This is a genomic window from Pirellulaceae bacterium (assembly GCA_029243025.1).
In the GTDB taxonomy this organism is placed as follows: domain Bacteria; phylum Planctomycetota; class Planctomycetia; order Pirellulales; family Pirellulaceae.
This window is the reverse complement of record JAQWSU010000004.1, coordinates 15483-31533: the sequence shown is the minus strand read 5'-3', so window position 1 is coordinate 31533 and position 16051 is coordinate 15483. Positions and strand designations below refer to the sequence as shown.

Here is a 16051-nt window from a genome sequence, read left to right as displayed (position 1 = left end):
TGTGAATCATCGGCTCAGCTGTTGGTGAATCCTCCAGCACTTTGACCGGCCCTTTGAAGAAGACGGCTAGAATTTCAAGGCAAGTGTTATCGCTGCTGACGTCCGATCGCTTTCGGCGACCGACACATTCGCTGCACGACAGGACAGAGCCGGATCGGTTAAGAGTTTAGCGAACCTGTAAGACGACGCGCCGGCTTGCAATGCGGGTGATTTAACGCGTAGGGTGTTGTCGCTCCACGGTAACGACAGGATCTGGCTAATTGTGTTAGTTGCCGTTGAGCCTTCCGATCGTGCCCAACGATGGCTGCGGCGTCTTCTCTCCCCATCGGCGCAGGCTATCGGTGCTGAAAGATCATCAGGCAAACCACCGTTCACTGCCGTGGTTCTTCTAGCTAAGGCAAGGATCCCCCGAAAACAAGCCGCGGCAGGATCCGAATCTTAAAATTTGCGTCGGTTTTTACCGGGGAAAATCGCGATTGCGTTGAAGCATCGCAGCTTCGTAAGTGCAGTATTTGTGCGGACCCAAGTAGTGCGTTTTGCCCTTGTACTTTTTGGCCCAGTATCCCGACCCGTGTTGGTACAGTTCCGCGCCTTCTGGCCGCTCCTCAGACCACGTCAACTGAGCCGCTTTGTGGGTAGTCGTGGTTAACATCCTTGGGAACTCCCTACGTGTCAGCGAAACTAGGCGTAAGGGGGACTTTTGCATGCGACTGGGAAGTCGTCAGTCCTAACCCGATATGTACTTGGAAACGGGCGTACAGCGGGCGTACAAAATTTTCTGCGTAAGAAGCGCAAAGCAATACCACCAGAGCTAATTTGCCTTGGTGGTAGTAACTTAGAGAAGAGGCGCCGCCCGGATTCGAACCGGGGATGGCGGATTTGCAATCCGCTGCCTTAGCCACTTGGCCACGGCGCCTGATTGGGGCAGATTAGGAAATCCTTACCGGTTGGTCAAGAGGACTGAACAGGTCAGGGGGAGTAGGCTGACAATAGCCGCATTCCTTTCGTTTCCTGTTGTCATATCTCGGCAATTCTTTGCCTAATCCTTCACGTAATCCGGCTAACTCGTCAATTCCTTGTTCCAGCAATGTCTTGCCCAAACGTTACACCAGGTATTTGGTGTGACGTGGATCAAGTGATTCAGCCTGTCCGATCGATCAAAGGACTAGTAAGGCGGCCACTTGCTATCGCCCCCGATTTTCTGTCAGTGAAAGGATGCACTTGACCATGATGCTCGAACGCCTGAGTCTTTATCTCAATCGAACACAAATCGCCAACATCGTGGACCGGGTCGTCACCCGCAGCCACCATGCGGTTTGGCAACGGGTTCGTGAGCGTGCTTGGTCAATGACCCCCTACGAGGCACGAGGTTACATTCGTGCACGTGCGGCCCTCGTGATCGAACGAGAAATGAGCATCGTTTTGGCCGAACTGAATGATTTTCCGTTTGTTCATGCGAAATTGGTGGCTGCGGCTGTCAGTGAACGGTTGGTCGATCGGACGCTGGGAGACGTGAGCCGAATGCGTCGGGCAACGGAACCTCTTCGGCGAGCTGCTTAGAGAGAGCTGGTCGTTTGCTGGGTCGCAGACGCAACAGGATCGGACGGGCTCTCTTGAGCGGTCGCGGCGGATTTTTCCCTCTTGAGCAGCTGTCGCGTCAGGCAAGAGATGCGCCGGCGGGAAGAGCTGATTGCGGCCGTTTTCTGGTTGGTGATGCTAGCTGCCGCTTTTCAGCGTGAGTTCTGCTGGGGTCGGGACCTACCGGGACAGGGCCATTTCAGCTAAAATTCGCGATTTGCTTGACGGCCGGGACTCGTCCCGGTTCTCGATTCACAGCTTCTTCGCATTCTCGAGCAAATCGCGAGCACTCCAAACATGGCAGCACCCAAGAATCTGGTCGTCGCCCAGAGCGGCGGCCCCAGTCCCGTTATCAACAACACGTTACGTGGCATCATCGAGACGGCGCGCGACTTGCCCGAGATCGGCACGGTCTATGGTGCTCGGCATGGCATCGAAGGCGTTTTGAAGGAAGAACTGCTCAACCTTTCGGATCAATCGCCGGACGAAATCTCTTTATTGCGTTACACGCCGGCTGCCGGGTCGATCGGCACCTGTCGCTACAAGCTTAAAGACGATCAGCCCGAGGACTTTGCCCGTGTTCTCGAAGTTTTCAAGGCTCACGACGTGGGATATTTCGTCTACATCGGTGGCAATGACTCGATGGATACCGCCAACAAAGTTGCTTTGATGGCTCGAGGCGAAGGATTGGATCTCGTTGGAATCGGTGGTCCGAAGACGATCGATAACGATGTGGGGGATTCGGAATTCAAATTGATCGATCACACGCCAGGTTACGGATCGGCTGCCAAGTATTGGATGCATGCGGTTCAAAACGCGAACGAAGAGAATATGGGCTCTTGCCCGGCCGATCCAGTGCTGGTGATGCAGGCGATGGGACGGAAGATCGGTTACATCCCGGCGGCGGCCCGTTTGGCTGACCCTCACCGGGAAATGCCGCTGCAGATTTACCTCGCCGAGAGCCCCTGTAGCTTGCCTCAATTGGCTGACAACGTCAACGATCAACTGAAACGAGACGGACGTTGCGTCGTGGTGATTAGCGAAGGTTTTGATGTGGGCGACCTTGGCGTGCTGCGGGATTCATTTGGTCACGCCCAGTTTAGCGCTAGTAAGACAACCGTCGGGCAGACGGTTGTTAATTATTTGAACGAGGTTGGCTTGGCGACCAAGGGATCGGCTCGTGGTAATGTTCCGGGGACAGATCAGCGACATTCGATGGCCTATGCGTCGACCGTTGATTTGGAGGAATCCTTTCATGCTGGAGAAATGGCGGCTCGACTTGCTGCCAACGGCGATACGGGAAATATGGCGACAATTTTACGAAACGAAAGTCCCGTTTACAGCGTTCGATTTGACAAGGTCCCCCTCCCTGACGTCGCGAATAGCGAACGCACGTTTCCCGCAGACTGGATTTCGGCAAACGGGATGGATGTGACTGACGACTTTATTCAATACTGCAAACCGCTTGTCGGCGAAGGAATGGTCAGTTTACCCATGCTCGATGGTCGACAGCGTTTGACTCGTTTCGAACCGCTGTTTGCCGAGCAGAAGTTGGCGAGTTATCTACCCGAAGCAGATCGAAAAAAGTCCTGATTTTATCGATCAATTCAGCAAGACTTAACTGATACACAGGTGAAGGAACGTTTGAAGGAAAATCTTTATGTATGAAATCACTCCACAAAAGGAGTTTCTGGTCGGCATTGATTCGGATGGGTGTGCCTTTGACACGATGGAATTGAAGCATAAAGAATGTTTCATACCCAACACGATTAACTTCTACGGCTTGCAAGGCGTCAGTAAGTATGCTCGAGAAGCGGCGGAGTTTGTCAATTTGTATTCGAAGAGTCGTGGCATTAATCGTTTTCCTGCTCTTGTTGAGACTTTGCAATGGTTGCAGAAACGGCCTGAAGTCAAGGCACGCAATATCGAGATACAAGTTCCGGAGGCTTTGGAGCAATGGATTCGCGATGAGACCAAATTGGGAAATCCTGCACTCGAAGCCAAGGTGGCAGCTTTTTCTGACCCGGACTTGAAGCTCGCCTTAGATTGGTCGCAAGCGGTCAACGCAACCGTCGATGCAATCGTTCGAGCCGTCGCGCCCTTTCCAAAGGTGCGCGAGAGTCTTGAAAAGCTTGCACCGGCTGCTGATATGCTGGTCATCTCAGCAACCCCCAACGAGGCGCTCAAAAAGGAATGGTCCGAACACAATATTGAGCAGTTTGTTGCAGCGATTTGCGGTCAAGAGTCAGGCAGCAAAAAGGAAACGCTGCAAAATGCCAAGAAATACCCTGCCGATCAAACGTTGATGATTGGTGATGCGCCCGGTGATCACAAAGCGGCCGTAGCGAATGACTGTCTCTTCTATCCGATCAATCCGGGCGAAGAAGAAGTCAGTTGGCAACGTTTCTATGACGAGGGCATCGACAAGTTCCTGAACGGTGAGTTTGCCGGTGAATATCAAGCAAAACTGCTTGCCGAATTCGAAAGTTACCTTCCCGAAAAGCCGTCATGGCCCATCAGCGAGTGAGAGACACAATGAGTGAAAAATGTGATTTTGGTTTGATCGGTCTGGCCGTAATGGGTGAAAATCTGGCGCTCAATGTCGAGAGCCGGGGTTATCGAATTGCCGTCTTCAATCGAACGACGGAAAAAGTCGATCATCTGATAAATGGCCGAGCCCAAGGTAAAAACTTCGTCGGCTGCCATTCGGTGGAAGAGTTGGTTGCTAGCCTCGAGCGTCCTCGGAAAGTGATGATGTTGGTCAAGGCGGGGCCCGCCGTCGATGCGTTAATTGATCAGCTGATTCCCTTGTTAGAACCCGGTGATGTGATCATTGATGGGGGGAATACGCACTACAGCGATACCGAACGTCGCACAAAATACGTGGAAGAAAAGGGACTACTCTATATCGGAACGGGAGTCTCTGGCGGTGAAGAGGGAGCACTCAAAGGCCCGAGTTTGATGCCGGGTGGTTCCGAGAAAGCTTGGCCGCTCGTGAAGCCGATCTTTCAGGCGATTGCTGCCAAGGTGGGGCCCAACGAGGATATACCGTGCTGTGAGTGGGTGGGGCCCCGCGGCGCCGGCCACTACGTCAAGATGGTTCACAACGGGATTGAATACGGTGACATGCAGCTGATCTGCGAAGCCTACTTTTTGCTCAAACATCTCGCCGGTTTGACGAATGTAGAACTGTACGACGTGTTTGATGAATGGAATCGAGGAGAATTGGAAAGCTATTTGATCGAGATCACGCGAGACATTTTCAGTGTTCGTGATCAAGATACGGATCATGACTTGGTTGATATGGTCATGGATAAGGCGGGTGCGAAAGGCACTGGCAAATGGATGAGCCAATTGGCCCTTGATTTGGGCGTTCCTAGCACATTGGTCACGGCAGCCGTTTATGCTCGCAGCTTGTCAGCGATGAAAGACGCACGCGGGCGAGCAAGTCAGCAGTTGCAGGGGCCAGAAGCTCCTGCCGGAAAAATGCAAGGCGATGATCGCAAGCACTTTATCGATGCGGTTCGTGAGGCTTTGTATGCCTCGAAGATTTGTAGCTACGCCCAGGGTTTTGTGCAATTGCAGGCTGCTGCGAAAGAGCACGAATGGCCCTTGAACTATGGCGATTGTGCTTTGTTGTGGCGAGGTGGGTGTATCATTCGTGCTCGCTTCTTAGACCGCATCAAAAATGCTTTTGATACCGATCCCAATCTGGAAAATCTATTACTGGCCCCCTACTTTCGTGACGCGGTTCACAACGCTCAAGATGCTTGGCGTAAGGTGGTCACCATGGCGGTTCAGTTCGGCGTACCCGCCCCAGCCTTTACCACCGCCCTGTCCTATTTTGATGGCTATCGACGCGAACGGCTGCCAGCGAATCTGCTGCAAGCACAACGTGACTACTTCGGAGCCCACACGTACGAGCGATTGGACAAGGAAGGCCATTTCCACACGGATTGGTTACACGAGCGACGCGAGCCCAAAGCGTAACCTGGGGAATGGACTGAAGCCTGTGTCGAGTTTTGAGTCTTTCAGCGAAGGAGCCTTGGGCCATGCCCTGTGAACTATTTGATGTCCGAGGTCGTGTGGCCGTTGTGACGGGTGCCACTGGCGTCCTGGGAAGTGCCATGGCCGAAGGGCTCGCCCGAGAAGGCATGCGGCTCGCTGTGCTGGGGCGTAATTCGGAAAAAGGATCAGCCGTTGTCGATCGGATTCGTGCTGGTGGCGGTGAAGCCGAATTCTATCAGGTGGATGTCACGTCGCGCGAAAGTTGTGAGACGGCTGCGGGGCTGATTTTGGCTCGTTTCGATCGCATCGACGTGCTTGTCAATTCGGCGGGTGGCAATCGTCCCGATGCAACGGCGACGGACGATTTGAGCTTTTTTGATCTCAGCGATGAAGGCTTGCAGCAGGTGATGAATCTGAATGCCTTGGGGACGGTGATTCCTTGCCAGGTGTTTGGTGCCGCGATTGCCGCTCAACGCAGCGGTTCGATCGTCAATATCTCCTCGATGGCGGCCATGACGCCCCTGACAAGGGTGGTGGGATATTCTGCCGCCAAGGCAGCGGTGAGCAACTTTACGCAGTGGCTGAGTGTTTATCTGTGCCAAAAGATTGGTCCGGAGTTACGTGTCAATGCGATCGCTCCGGGCTTCTTTCTCACCGATCAGAATCGATTTCTCCTGACCACCGAATCCGGCACGCTGACCGATCGTGGTGAACAAATTGTTCAACATACGCCGATGGGCCGTTTCGGAGATCCGGATGATCTGATCGGTACATTGCTGTGGTTGGTTTCACCCGCATCCAGATTCGTCACTGGTATTGTGGTACCGGTCGACGGCGGTTTTTCGGCATTCAGTGGCGTCTAAACGATTGGACGGACCTATGTCCTGCATGTTTGTGATTTTCGGCGCGTCGGGTGATCTTACGCGTCGCAAACTGGTCCCCGCTCTCTATCGCTTGTTTCAGGAGAAGCGACTTCCCCCCGAGACTCGCATTGTTGGCTGTTCAAGGACTCCGTTTACCGATGAACAGTGGCGCGAAAAATTGGCGGAGTCGACCGAGCAATTCACCAAGCAACCCCTTGGTGATGACTGGGCTGAGTTCGCGGCTCTGGTCCATTATGTACCGGTCGACATAAAGAATACCGACGACTTTCACCAATTGGCAAAACGCTTGGATGGGTTGGATGGTGATGCGGATTCGCCCATACGTGTCTATTACCTTTCGACGGCACCGACTCTTTACGAGACGGCGGTGGAGAACCTAGGCGCGGCCGGTTTGGCCGACGAGCAACGAGGTGCTTGTCGCATCGTGATCGAGAAACCGTTCGGAACCGATTTGAAGTCATCCGAAGAGCTGAACGAGGTAGTCCATCAAGTCTTTCAAGAGCGGCAGGTTTATCGAATTGATCACTATCTGGGGAAGGAAACGGTACAAAACTTGATGGTGTTGCGATTCGCGAATAGCATCTTTGAGCCGGTCTGGAATCGTAATTATGTCGACCATGTCCAGATTACGGTGGCCGAGGAAGTGACGGTGGGGCGCCGAGGAGGATACTACGATAAAGCTGGCGTGTTACGCGATATGTTTCAGAATCATTTGCTGCAGCTAATGATGATCACAGCCATGGAGGCGCCAGCCAAGTATCAGGCCGAGTTGGTCCGTGATGAAAAAGTCAAGGTACTCCAGGCGGTGCGGCCGATGACGGGGGCTGATTTTGCACAGGATACGCTTCGTGGTCAGTACGACAGCTACCGTCAAGAAGCGGATGTGCCCAACGATAGCCAAACCGCCACCTTTGCAGCGATTAAACTGCAGGTCGATAATTGGCGGTGGCAAGGAGTTCCCTTTTACTTGCGCAGCGGCAAGGCCATGTCGTGTCGGACAACGCAGTTGGTGGTGCAATTTCGTCGACCCCCCCACATGCTATTTGACTCAAAACACCAGCATGAAGCGAATCGTTTGGTGATTCAAATTCAACCGGCAGAAGGAATTCAGCTCCATTTTCAAACCAAGGTTCCCGATGCAGGAATGCGAATGCGAATGACGGACTTGGATTTTCGCTTTGACCGCGAATACTCGGGTTCACCCCCGGATTCCTATCAGCGGCTGTTATTGGATGCGGCTGGAGGTGATGCGAGCCTCTTCGCACGTTCCGATGAAGTTGAACTGGCCTGGGGAATTATCGATCCGATCTTAGAAGCCTGGGCGAGTCCCGCAGCCCCCCCCTTGGACCTTTATCCGGTTCAGCAGTGGGGGCCGACGAGCTGTACCGATTGGCTGCGAAGCCAAGGCAGAGAATGGTTTGATGTTTGCCCCGTTTTGCAGTAGCGTCCCGAATTGGGGCCTCGCTGAATGCCGGCTGGTGATCCTAAATGTTGGCGTCGCTGCGCCGTCGTCGAATTCGTCGCCGCTTAATCGCGGGCTCTGCCCTCGCCTGCAATGAAAGTCCTGCTGATTTTAGCTGGGCCCGCACGTCCCCCGTTGGATAGCTGGCTTGAGCTTTGATCCGCATCAGCGGTAAGTCGGCAGCCTCGAAAGCGTCATTGACAAATTCGTCCCGTTTGCGTCGATCGGCTCGCTGATGAGAGCGGTCGTCGACTTCAATGGCCAATACGGGTTCCAAGGAACCTGCGTCGCACAAGACAAAGTCAATGTGTTTGGCGTTGATGCGATTTTGCCAACTCTGCCGTTTGGGTTCACCTTGCTTGACTCGTAGCAGATCTGCGATCCGGACCATGGCGAAAATGGGATATTCTTCTTGCACGACTTCTCGCAAGGCGAAATAAAACTTTTGTTCGTTGCGAGTGAGTAGCGATTCTCGCGGCTCATACGGGCAGTAAGACTCACCGTTCAGCAAGCGAACAATCAGCAGCGTAAAGATCAGCCCCGCTGCCAACGCGAAGATCTGCCAGTTTTGCATTACCAGGTCAATCATGCCGTACTCGATCTTAACAAAGAGAGGATCGTAGGAGCGGGCGGCTTGCTAACGAGGGAATGCCGGGGTCGCTCAGCTCTCTGCGCTTGCTGGGGCGTTGCCGGGCGATTCATTGTGGTAGACACGCGGCCCCAATGCCTGCAGAATGAGCCTTTCGACACCATCGGAAACCTACTGACCGATTCTTAATCGATTCGCTTTGCCATGACTGATCTAAATTCAATTTCGACGGCTGAGAATGAACCTAGCAATGGTATGGCCCTCAAAGATCTGTCGCTCGGATCGGTTGCGGTTGGGTTTCCGGTTGTGCAAGCCGCGCTATCCGGCTACAGCGATGCTCCCATGCGGGTGATTGCGCGAAGGTTGGGTGCGTCTTACACCTTGTGTGAAGTGATGCTCGACCAGTTTCTCGTGGCGGTCAAAGCCCGGAAGAAAAATCGACATTTCCTCTATGTCTGGGATGAGGAGCATCCGGTTGGTGGTCAATTAATGGGGGCGGAGCCGGAGCAGTTTTCGGCGGGAGCGGTGAAGCTGGTCGAAGCCGGATTTGATGTGATCGATATCAATTTTGGTTGTCCTGTCAAAAAGGTGTTGGGACGATGCCGCGGCGGTTTTCACTTGGGACAACCTGCTGTTGCACTTGAGATTATTCGTCGTACACGGGAAGTGGTGCCCGATCAGATTCCGGTCACAGTCAAAATGCGGCGAGGAATTGACGATTCGACAGAAAGTCGAGATCACTTTTTCGAAATCCTTGACGGTGCGTTTCAGGCGGGAGTGAGCGCTGTTACGGTCCACGGTCGCACCGTGAAGCAGCGTTACATCGGTCCGAGCCGTTGGGAATTCCTGGCAGAGGTGAAGCAGCATGTGGGCACCCATAAGATCTTGGGAAGTGGGGATCTGTTCACCGCCCAGGATTGCCTCGATATGATTCGCCAAACAGGAGTTGATGGGGTGACGGTCGCACGTGGGGCGATCGGTAATCCCTGGATTTTCCAGCAAGCCAGAGCGTTGGCAGCCGGGCGACCGTTAACGCCTCCGCCGTCAATTCATCATCAGCGCGATGTGATTCGTGAACATTTCCGCTTGGCCGAGCATGTCTATGGCTCGCGTTGTGGACCGCAGATGCGCAAGTTTGGTATCAAGTACTCCGCTCTACACCCGCAGTCCCACGAGCTGCGGGAAGCGTTTGTCCGCGTTCGTTGTCCGGAGGATTGGGAGGCGGTACTGGACCAATGGTATCAAGAGGACGGTCCCGGGCGGTATCCTGATCCGGCGATCCATCGGGTTCAAAGCGAATGCGGATAAGACTTGCCATTGGGCACTATTCTGATTGATCTAATGCTTGCTTGATCTCTGCTTGGACGCTGCTGTCCGCGTCTGCTGATCTTTTTCTTAACGCGTTGAGTGCCGCTGGCGTGCCCACTTGTCCAAGTGCCCAGGCACAGGTGGCCCGAACGATCGGCTCAATGTCTTGTAAACCCAAGGCAAGTGCATCAACGGCTTGCTCGTCTCGTTGATTTCCCAGCACAATGGCGGCGTTTCGCAGCAGACCCTTCCGCTTGGATCGCCAGAGCGGTGTCTTGCGAAAGAGTTCCCGAAAAGTTTCATCGTTCAGCGCGAACAAACCGGGCAAGTTAAGCGGGCGAAGATCAGAGCGAGGTGTGAAGTCGGTTTCTGTCGACAACTGGGAATGGCGATTCCAAGGACAGACTTCCTGGCAAACATCACAGCCGAACGCCCAGTTGCCGATTAAGTTGCGAAGTGAGCTTGGAATCGATTCGCGTAACTCGATGGTCAGATAGCTGATGCAGCGCGTTGCATCCAGGACGTAGGGCTGAGGAAACGCTTGCGTGGGACATGCGTCAAGACAAGCTCGACATGTTCCGCAGTGATCGAGGGTGAAGGGCACATCGTACTCCAATTCGATATCCGTCAGTAAAGCTGCCAGAAAAAACCAGCTACCACGCTCGGGATGAATCAGGAGGGTGTGCTTGCCAATCCAGCCCAGTCCTGCCAATCGTGCGAAGTCTCGTTCCAGTAACGGGGCTGTGTCGACCACGCCTCGGGCTTTCGCTGCGGGTGCTGTTTCGCCCAAAAACGCGACTAACTTTTTGAGACGTGCATGAATGGTGTCGTGGTAATCCCGACTCCCCCAAGCATAACGAGAAACTTGACCCGTCAACGGCTCCGCCGTCGGAGCTGGGGAGGTGCGGTAGTTCATTGTCAACATGACTAAACTGCGAACCCCATCGAGAACGTGTTGCGGGTGTTCATAGGCTTTAGCACGCTCGCCGATGTATTTCATCTCTCCGGAATAACCGGCGGCCAACCATTCGTAAAAGCGATGAATACCCGTCGGAGTCACCGCCGGGCAGACGCCGATCTGGTCAAAACCCAAGCGTCGGGCTTCTTGTTTTAACTCGGCAGTCAAATTCATGGTCATCGTCGGCGTCTGCTCACTTTTTGCTTCGAGTCTGTTATCACTTGCATTCGTTTGGCCTCTCAATTACCGTGTAAAACTGGTAGTTTTTCCCACTGCATTATTGCGCTTGAGGATTCAACATGAAACTCGCTCGTCTGATCTGTTTGGCTTTCCTCGGAGCAATCTTGATCGGTTTTGCCACGGATTCGTCTGCCAAGGCGCAATGCGGCGACAATCAAGGCTTTCCCAATCCAGGCTGGTTTGGCTACCGATCTTCGCCTTATTCACTCGGTCTCATTCCAGTGCCTCCCTATTTTTCGCTCCATCCGCCTGTTTACTACAGCATGCCGGTGCCAAGAACCTACGGGTACAGCCCCTATGCCTATCCCGGACACGTGCGCACCCCGGAGGTGGAAATGGCTGAAGTCATTGAGAATCCTCATGTCGAAGCCAAGCCGGCTATCAAGCCAGCCATTGATAACGGGCTCAAGACGGCCAGCTATAAGATTATCGACAATCCGTTCGTACGCTCCGAACTCAAGTCCAAATTGTCAACTCAATACGCCGCCTTTGAACGCAAATAGCGTTAGCAACGGGTTTGCTTTGATGGAAACGGCCCCGCCAGAAGCTGCGATAGCTGTGCTTGCGGGGTTGTTTTGTTTTACAAAGCGGCCTTGGCATCGCCAGCCTCTGTCTCTATCCTTCCCCCAACAATTTCGAGGGCAAGGGCGTAGTCGGCAACTACGCATAAAGGAGTTCGGGAGTGATGCGACACTGGTGCGTGCTGCTGATCCTATTAATAAGCGTAGGTTGTAAACAGTCGACGGCTTCGTTCGATCCATTCTCGACCTATGGTCCTACCTTGATTCCGCCTCCGCCCACAGGAACAGCCGGAAAAGTGGACCCTTACTATCAACGGGCCGCGGCACCGACGAACCCAAATTCTCTAAGCGTTTTCACTTCGGATCAACAGAATGGGGTTGCTGTTGCTGATCAGCGGGGAGCGTCCGGAGTTTCGACGAGCCCCAACCCGGCAGCTGCCAACCCGAATCTGCAATGGCAATCGCCCGTGAGCGATGATCCGCTCCAACCGGGTAATCCTTCACCTCAAGTGACGCCTGCCATTCCAACCGACCGACGTATTGGCCGCTCGACCGCACCTACCGGTTCGGGGGTGAACCCGGGGGCTTCTCCCGGTCAGGTACTACAGCCGAGTCCACCGGCTCTCACGTTTGGTACGCAAGCGACTCCAGTCGCAACTCCCCCGGCTCCCACCTACACGCCGCCGACCACTTACAACGCACCGGCCGGATATCAACAGCCTGTCCAACCGCAGTCTCCCCAAGGGGCTTGGCAGAATCGATATTGATCGACCGACCGGCTTTGAGTTGTTGGACGAATTCGGCATTCGTTTCCACTGGCATTCGTTTCCACTGGCATTCGTCTGTTTTGGATTCAGCCGCTGAGCCGAATTATCGGTCCAATGGCGGTCAATCGTTTCCGTCGCATGGATCGTGACAGCCATTTTGTCGTTTGCCGAGATTGCATTCTGGTCGACTAACGCGCGGCCTCGGAGCAGGAATCGCTGGACCGCGTCTGACCGCATTGCGTGCACGCTGCCAGCCGCGAATGCCGGGTGGCTCCGCTTCAAGCAGGTTCTGAAGTGCTGGGTGCAGCCATGTGGACAGGTGTAGGCTCGGTCCTCTTGACGGGCGAGGTTGGGTTCAGCGATTTCATTAAGCGACGATTTCAGTAAGGCAATTTCAGTAAGGCAATTTCAGCGGTCCACTTCGAATTGGAAATCGACAGATTGGGCAGAAGAACCTTTCGTACGCTTCTCGATATCGTTTACTGAGTGAGACAGAGCTTGGCTGGGCGATAAGTAAATCAAAGCTTCGAGCACGCTCATAACGCATGTCAGCCTCAACACATATTAGAAGAATCGCTCGAGAAGGGACTCCTGTATCACGGCGAATGTTGGGAGGAGCACGGCGACTTCGAATGCATCAATAATGGGGCTGTAAACACTGTTGCGTTGCCGCCTAAAGAGCCAAGCGGCGCTGACTCGAACCGAGAAGATCACCGCTGATTTTAGCAGGGCAACGCGAACGTTGCGGCGTTTTACCAAGCGTTGATATTGCGCTTGGACATTTGTCCGCGCCTCGTAAAACTCTTGTTCGGACTCTCGCACCTTTTGTTTCAGCACGAGAACAGTTTCATTCTGTTTGGCGATCGATTCGATTGGCTCCGGGCCTTTGCCTGGGTTTCGAAGGAAAGGCCGTTCGCTGGTGGCTAAGGCGGCTTGGTGTTCAGCCCTAAGCGAGGCTTGGGACTCTTGAAGACTTAGCCGTTGAATTTTCAGCAGTTGACTAAGCGTGATTTGTGAGCTGCTCGTGCTTTCGCAGAGCAGCCGTTGTCGAGTTTTTCGACTTTCAGCAAGCGTTTCGTGATCTGCTTCAGGAGTGACGGTTCCGTCTTGATGATAGAGGATGAAAGCATTCGAGCCTTCACGTCAGAATAGAGTGGACGCTTAAGGTTTTCCAAGTCATCGATAACGAAGCTCAGTAATCCGTGGAAGAGCAACGCCAGCAATAATGAAAAAACGGTAATGAGAAACCGCTGGATCCAGCTACCGCGTATCTTCTGATCTTGGAGGTCGGGCATGGTTGTCATAGGAAGAGGTCATCGCAAAATGAGGTTGCGGATCGATCAATGCGGACGACAACAATTTTGTACGTTCAATTGAAAGAAGCGACCTGCGGCTACGATAAGAAGCGAGTAGGATGGTGGCACGATCTCGTTTGTTGCGTCCTGGTGGTCATTCACGCTGAGATAATGGAGAGGGCTGTGCCTGTGTTCCGTGCGGTCGGATTGCTTTTTGTACTAGGATTTTCCTCCGGATTTGTTTTGGCTGAAGAGCCGTCAAAACCTGTACGTCCGCCCGGCTTGCAGCAGGGCGACACAATCATGCTGGTAGCGCCGTCGGGATCGATTTCTGACGAACGAATAGAGATGGCGAAAGAACAATTGCTGGCTTTGGGGTATCGAATACGCGTGCAAGATGATGCGACCAACGAGTACGGTTATCTTGCCGGAGATGACGCACGCCGCGCGGCGGAATTGATGTCCGCGTTTCGGCAGCCCGACGTTGCAGCCGTTTTTCCGATGAAGGGTGGCTATGGAGCAACGCGGATTTTGGATCGACTGGATTACGAAGTAATTCGCCAGAATCCGAAAATCTTGGTTGGATACAGCGATATTACCGCTCTGCATTTGGCGTTAGCCGCGAAAGCGAATCTGGTTACCTTTCATTCGCCGAACGGCAGCACCGGATTCGCACCGGAAACGGGTATGAATGATTACGCTGCAAAGTATTTTTGGCGTTCGATTCTTGCCGATCAGAATGGTGAGAGTTCGTCGCCTATCATTTACGAGTCTCCCGCCGGTTCGACACCGATTGGGGCGATGCGACCGGGGATGGCGCAGGGGCGGTTGACCGGTGGGAATTTGACTCTAATTTCGTCGCTCATGGGTACGTCGTATGAAATTCAAACGACGGGACGAGTCGTTTTCCTTGAAGATGTCGGGGAAGCTCCTTACCGTATTGATCGCTATCTCAGCCAACTGAAACTGGCAGGAAAACTACGAGATCCGGCGGCCGTTATACTCGGGCAATTTACCGATTGTGATGCCGACGCGGGTTTGAGCCTCCAGCAAGTGTTCAAAGATTATTTTGGCGACGTGCCCTACCCGGTAATTACCAACTTTCCAGCGGGGCACGTGTCGTCGAATGCGACTTTGCCAATGGGAACGCGTGTGGAAGTTGATGCCGATCAACGACGGGTCACGGTGCTGCAGAACCCTGTTTCGTCGCGGCGCGTTGCCGCGGGGGCGAAGCGTTAACGATTGTCCGCCAGTCCGTCCATCTCTTTTAGTTCTTCAATCCAAAGCCGGATTTCATTTTCGTATTCCGCTGCAAGATTCATCAGCACCAGTTGACGGTGGAAGGCGGCTGCGCCTTCTTTGACCAAATCAGCCGCCTCGGCACTGGGGAAACGACGCATCGGATCAGGTGCAATCAGCCCTCGGCAAAAATTCATTAAAAGCTCATTGACCGTGACTTCTTCAGGAAGAATTGAGTCGAGATGTTTGGGAAGGATTCGTTTGGCTTCGAGCAAATCTTTGTAGGCTGTCAAACCACCAAAAATTGGTTTGCCCGACAACATCTCGATTAGAACATAGCCAATACTCGCCAAGTCACTTCGGGGTGTGCACTCGCTACCCTCTAGTACTTCCGGAGCAGCGTATTTCGGAGTGCAGGTTCGTAGTGGCGGTGGATCCAAAACATGAAACGCGGAGCCGATATCCACGATCTTCGCGTTACCGGTGCATTTGAGCATGATGTTGGCTGGCTTGATATCGCCGTGAACGATTCCCTCACGATGGAGGGCGGCAAGTGCTACTAAACAATCGCGCAATACAGCCACCGCTACGCCTGGGCGGATGCGAGGCTGCTCAGGCCCGGGGGAAATTACCACACGGTTGATGTATTCCCATCGACGGTTGCTAACTCGTTCTCTTACTCGTTCCACGCGCTCGTTCTGCAACAATTGTCGCAGATCGTAACCGTCAACCCATTCCATCACCATCATGCGGATGCGGTTACGATCGATAAAGTTGTGGACATCAAGCAGGTTGTCTTGTTGGATCTGAGCCACACGAGCTGCAACTTTAGCGATTCGCTCCATTGCATCTTCGTAACTTCGGCTCGACTCGTAGCGTGCCGGCGAAAAGACTTTGACGGCGATCGGAAGGGTGAACTGATCGGCTCCCCGGCGTTCGCTCAAATAAACAACGCCTTGCCCGCCTTTGCCGAGGCGACGAATCCAACGTTGATGGGTTGTCCAACTAAGCCGCTGCTCCCGAACAACGCTCGAATACCGCTCGACCAGGTCCGCCGTGGAATCATCCGCTTCGAGATTGTCGTGAAACGCGACGGTCGCGTTGATGTCGTGAAGTGTGGTGTTCATTCCGGTTCCAGCTGGAGGACTCAACCTCTCCTCATCTTAAGACTCTCGATGATCCGCGTCCATCCTTCTCAAGGC

16 protein-coding genes and 1 tRNA gene are annotated in these 16051 nt (G+C 53.7%); 10 read left to right on the top strand and 7 right to left on the bottom strand.

Annotation, left to right across the window (positions count from 1 at the left end; all coding sequences use genetic code 11):
• Nucleotides 1-457: 457 nt before the first annotated feature.
• Both P8N76_01515 and P8N76_01510 read right to left on the bottom strand, forming a co-directional pair.
• Nucleotides 458-652: a hypothetical protein gene (locus tag P8N76_01515; protein MDG2380328.1), complete on the bottom strand. Its 195-nt coding sequence runs from the start codon at nt 650-652 to the stop codon at nt 458-460.
• A 192-nt stretch (nt 653-844) separates the two neighbouring features.
• Nucleotides 845-916: transfer RNA gene (locus P8N76_01510), tRNA-Cys, on the bottom strand.
• 311 nt (nt 917-1227) lie between these two features.
• On the opposite strand from P8N76_01510, the gene P8N76_01505 reads away from it, so the two are divergent.
• The 6 genes from P8N76_01505 (at nt 1228) to zwf (ending at nt 7914) form a co-directional block, all read left to right on the top strand.
• Nucleotides 1228-1560, top strand: a complete 333-nt coding sequence (locus tag P8N76_01505) for a hypothetical protein (protein ID MDG2380327.1) — start codon at nt 1228-1230, stop codon at nt 1558-1560.
• 315 nt (nt 1561-1875) lie between these two features.
• Nucleotides 1876-3171 (top strand): diphosphate--fructose-6-phosphate 1-phosphotransferase, encoded by a 1296-nt coding sequence (locus tag P8N76_01500; GenBank protein MDG2380326.1) that lies wholly within the window; start codon nt 1876-1878, stop codon nt 3169-3171.
• A gap of 67 nt (nt 3172-3238) precedes the next feature.
• Nucleotides 3239-4105, top strand: a complete 867-nt coding sequence (locus P8N76_01495; GenBank protein MDG2380325.1) for an HAD hydrolase-like protein — start codon at nt 3239-3241, stop codon at nt 4103-4105.
• An 8-nt stretch (nt 4106-4113) separates the two neighbouring features.
• The gene (gndA, locus tag P8N76_01490) at nt 4114-5568 is read left to right on the top strand and encodes an NADP-dependent phosphogluconate dehydrogenase (GenBank protein ID MDG2380324.1); all 1455 of its coding nucleotides are present in this window, start codon (nt 4114-4116) and stop codon (nt 5566-5568) included.
• A gap of 62 nt (nt 5569-5630) precedes the next feature.
• Complete coding sequence (locus P8N76_01485; protein MDG2380323.1) at nt 5631-6449, top strand: SDR family oxidoreductase; 819 nt, start codon at nt 5631-5633, stop codon at nt 6447-6449.
• A gap of 16 nt (nt 6450-6465) precedes the next feature.
• Entirely contained in the window at nt 6466-7914 is a 1449-nt protein-coding gene (zwf, locus tag P8N76_01480; GenBank protein ID MDG2380322.1) for a glucose-6-phosphate dehydrogenase, read from the top strand.
• 40 nt (nt 7915-7954) lie between these two features.
• On the opposite strand, the gene P8N76_01475 is transcribed toward zwf, so the two are convergent.
• On the bottom strand, nt 7955-8521 hold the full coding sequence (locus P8N76_01475) for a DUF2726 domain-containing protein (protein ID MDG2380321.1): 567 nt from the start codon (nt 8519-8521) through the stop codon (nt 7955-7957).
• A 255-nt stretch (nt 8522-8776) separates the two neighbouring features.
• Here P8N76_01475 and P8N76_01470 point away from each other — a divergent pair, with 255 nt between their 5' ends.
• Nucleotides 8777-9829 (top strand): tRNA-dihydrouridine synthase, encoded by a 1053-nt coding sequence (locus tag P8N76_01470; protein MDG2380320.1) that lies wholly within the window; start codon nt 8777-8779, stop codon nt 9827-9829.
• Nucleotides 9830-9845: 16 nt separating this feature from the next.
• Here P8N76_01470 and queG read toward each other — a convergent pair whose 3' ends face one another.
• Entirely contained in the window at nt 9846-10961 is a 1116-nt protein-coding gene (queG, locus tag P8N76_01465) for a tRNA epoxyqueuosine(34) reductase QueG (GenBank protein ID MDG2380319.1), read from the bottom strand.
• 125 nt (nt 10962-11086) lie between these two features.
• Here queG and P8N76_01460 point away from each other — a divergent pair, with 125 nt between their 5' ends.
• A complete protein-coding gene (locus tag P8N76_01460; protein MDG2380318.1) occupies nt 11087-11530 on the top strand; it encodes a hypothetical protein in 444 nt (147 codons plus the stop codon).
• Between the two features lie 179 nt (nt 11531-11709).
• Nucleotides 11710-12315 carry a hypothetical protein gene (locus P8N76_01455; protein ID MDG2380317.1) on the top strand — a complete coding sequence of 202 codons (606 nt, stop codon included), beginning with the start codon at nt 11710-11712 and terminating at the stop codon, nt 12313-12315.
• Between the two features lie 564 nt (nt 12316-12879).
• On the opposite strand, the gene P8N76_01450 is transcribed toward P8N76_01455, so the two are convergent.
• Together P8N76_01450 and P8N76_01445 are read right to left on the bottom strand one after the other, a co-directional pair.
• Complete coding sequence (locus P8N76_01450; protein MDG2380316.1) at nt 12880-13152, bottom strand: hypothetical protein; 273 nt, start codon at nt 13150-13152, stop codon at nt 12880-12882.
• A 152-nt stretch (nt 13153-13304) separates the two neighbouring features.
• Nucleotides 13305-13619 (bottom strand): hypothetical protein, encoded by a 315-nt coding sequence (locus tag P8N76_01445; protein ID MDG2380315.1) that lies wholly within the window; start codon nt 13617-13619, stop codon nt 13305-13307.
• A gap of 39 nt (nt 13620-13658) precedes the next feature.
• On the opposite strand from P8N76_01445, the gene P8N76_01440 reads away from it, so the two are divergent.
• The gene (locus tag P8N76_01440) at nt 13659-14849 is read left to right on the top strand and encodes an LD-carboxypeptidase (protein ID MDG2380314.1); all 1191 of its coding nucleotides are present in this window, start codon (nt 13659-13661) and stop codon (nt 14847-14849) included.
• On the opposite strand, the gene P8N76_01435 is transcribed toward P8N76_01440, so the two are convergent.
• Nucleotides 14846-15976, bottom strand: a complete 1131-nt coding sequence (locus P8N76_01435; GenBank protein MDG2380313.1) for a serine/threonine-protein kinase — start codon at nt 15974-15976, stop codon at nt 14846-14848. The genes P8N76_01440 and P8N76_01435 overlap by 4 nt on opposite strands.
• Between the last annotated feature and the right edge of the window lie 75 nt (nt 15977-16051).

Coding starts and splice junctions, on each gene's coding strand:
- P8N76_01460 (MDG2380318.1), top strand. CDS start 11,087: ATGAAACTCGCTCGTCTGATCTGTTTGGCTTTCCTCGGAGCAATCTTG.
- P8N76_01445 (MDG2380315.1), bottom strand. CDS start 13,619: ATGACAACCATGCCCGACCTCCAAGATCAGAAGATACGCGGTAGCTGG.
- P8N76_01495 (MDG2380325.1), top strand. CDS start 3,239: ATGTATGAAATCACTCCACAAAAGGAGTTTCTGGTCGGCATTGATTCG.
- P8N76_01475 (MDG2380321.1), bottom strand. CDS start 8,521: ATGATTGACCTGGTAATGCAAAACTGGCAGATCTTCGCGTTGGCAGCG.
- P8N76_01435 (MDG2380313.1), bottom strand. CDS start 15,976: ATGAACACCACACTTCACGACATCAACGCGACCGTCGCGTTTCACGAC.
- gndA (MDG2380324.1), top strand. CDS start 4,114: ATGAGTGAAAAATGTGATTTTGGTTTGATCGGTCTGGCCGTAATGGGT.
- queG (MDG2380319.1), bottom strand. CDS start 10,961: ATGAATTTGACTGCCGAGTTAAAACAAGAAGCCCGACGCTTGGGTTTT.
- P8N76_01505 (MDG2380327.1), top strand. CDS start 1,228: ATGATGCTCGAACGCCTGAGTCTTTATCTCAATCGAACACAAATCGCC.
- zwf (MDG2380322.1), top strand. CDS start 6,466: ATGTCCTGCATGTTTGTGATTTTCGGCGCGTCGGGTGATCTTACGCGT.
- P8N76_01515 (MDG2380328.1), bottom strand. CDS start 652: ATGTTAACCACGACTACCCACAAAGCGGCTCAGTTGACGTGGTCTGAG.
- P8N76_01440 (MDG2380314.1), top strand. CDS start 13,659: ATGCGGACGACAACAATTTTGTACGTTCAATTGAAAGAAGCGACCTGC.
- P8N76_01500 (MDG2380326.1), top strand. CDS start 1,876: ATGGCAGCACCCAAGAATCTGGTCGTCGCCCAGAGCGGCGGCCCCAGT.
- P8N76_01485 (MDG2380323.1), top strand. CDS start 5,631: ATGCCCTGTGAACTATTTGATGTCCGAGGTCGTGTGGCCGTTGTGACG.
- P8N76_01470 (MDG2380320.1), top strand. CDS start 8,777: ATGGCCCTCAAAGATCTGTCGCTCGGATCGGTTGCGGTTGGGTTTCCG.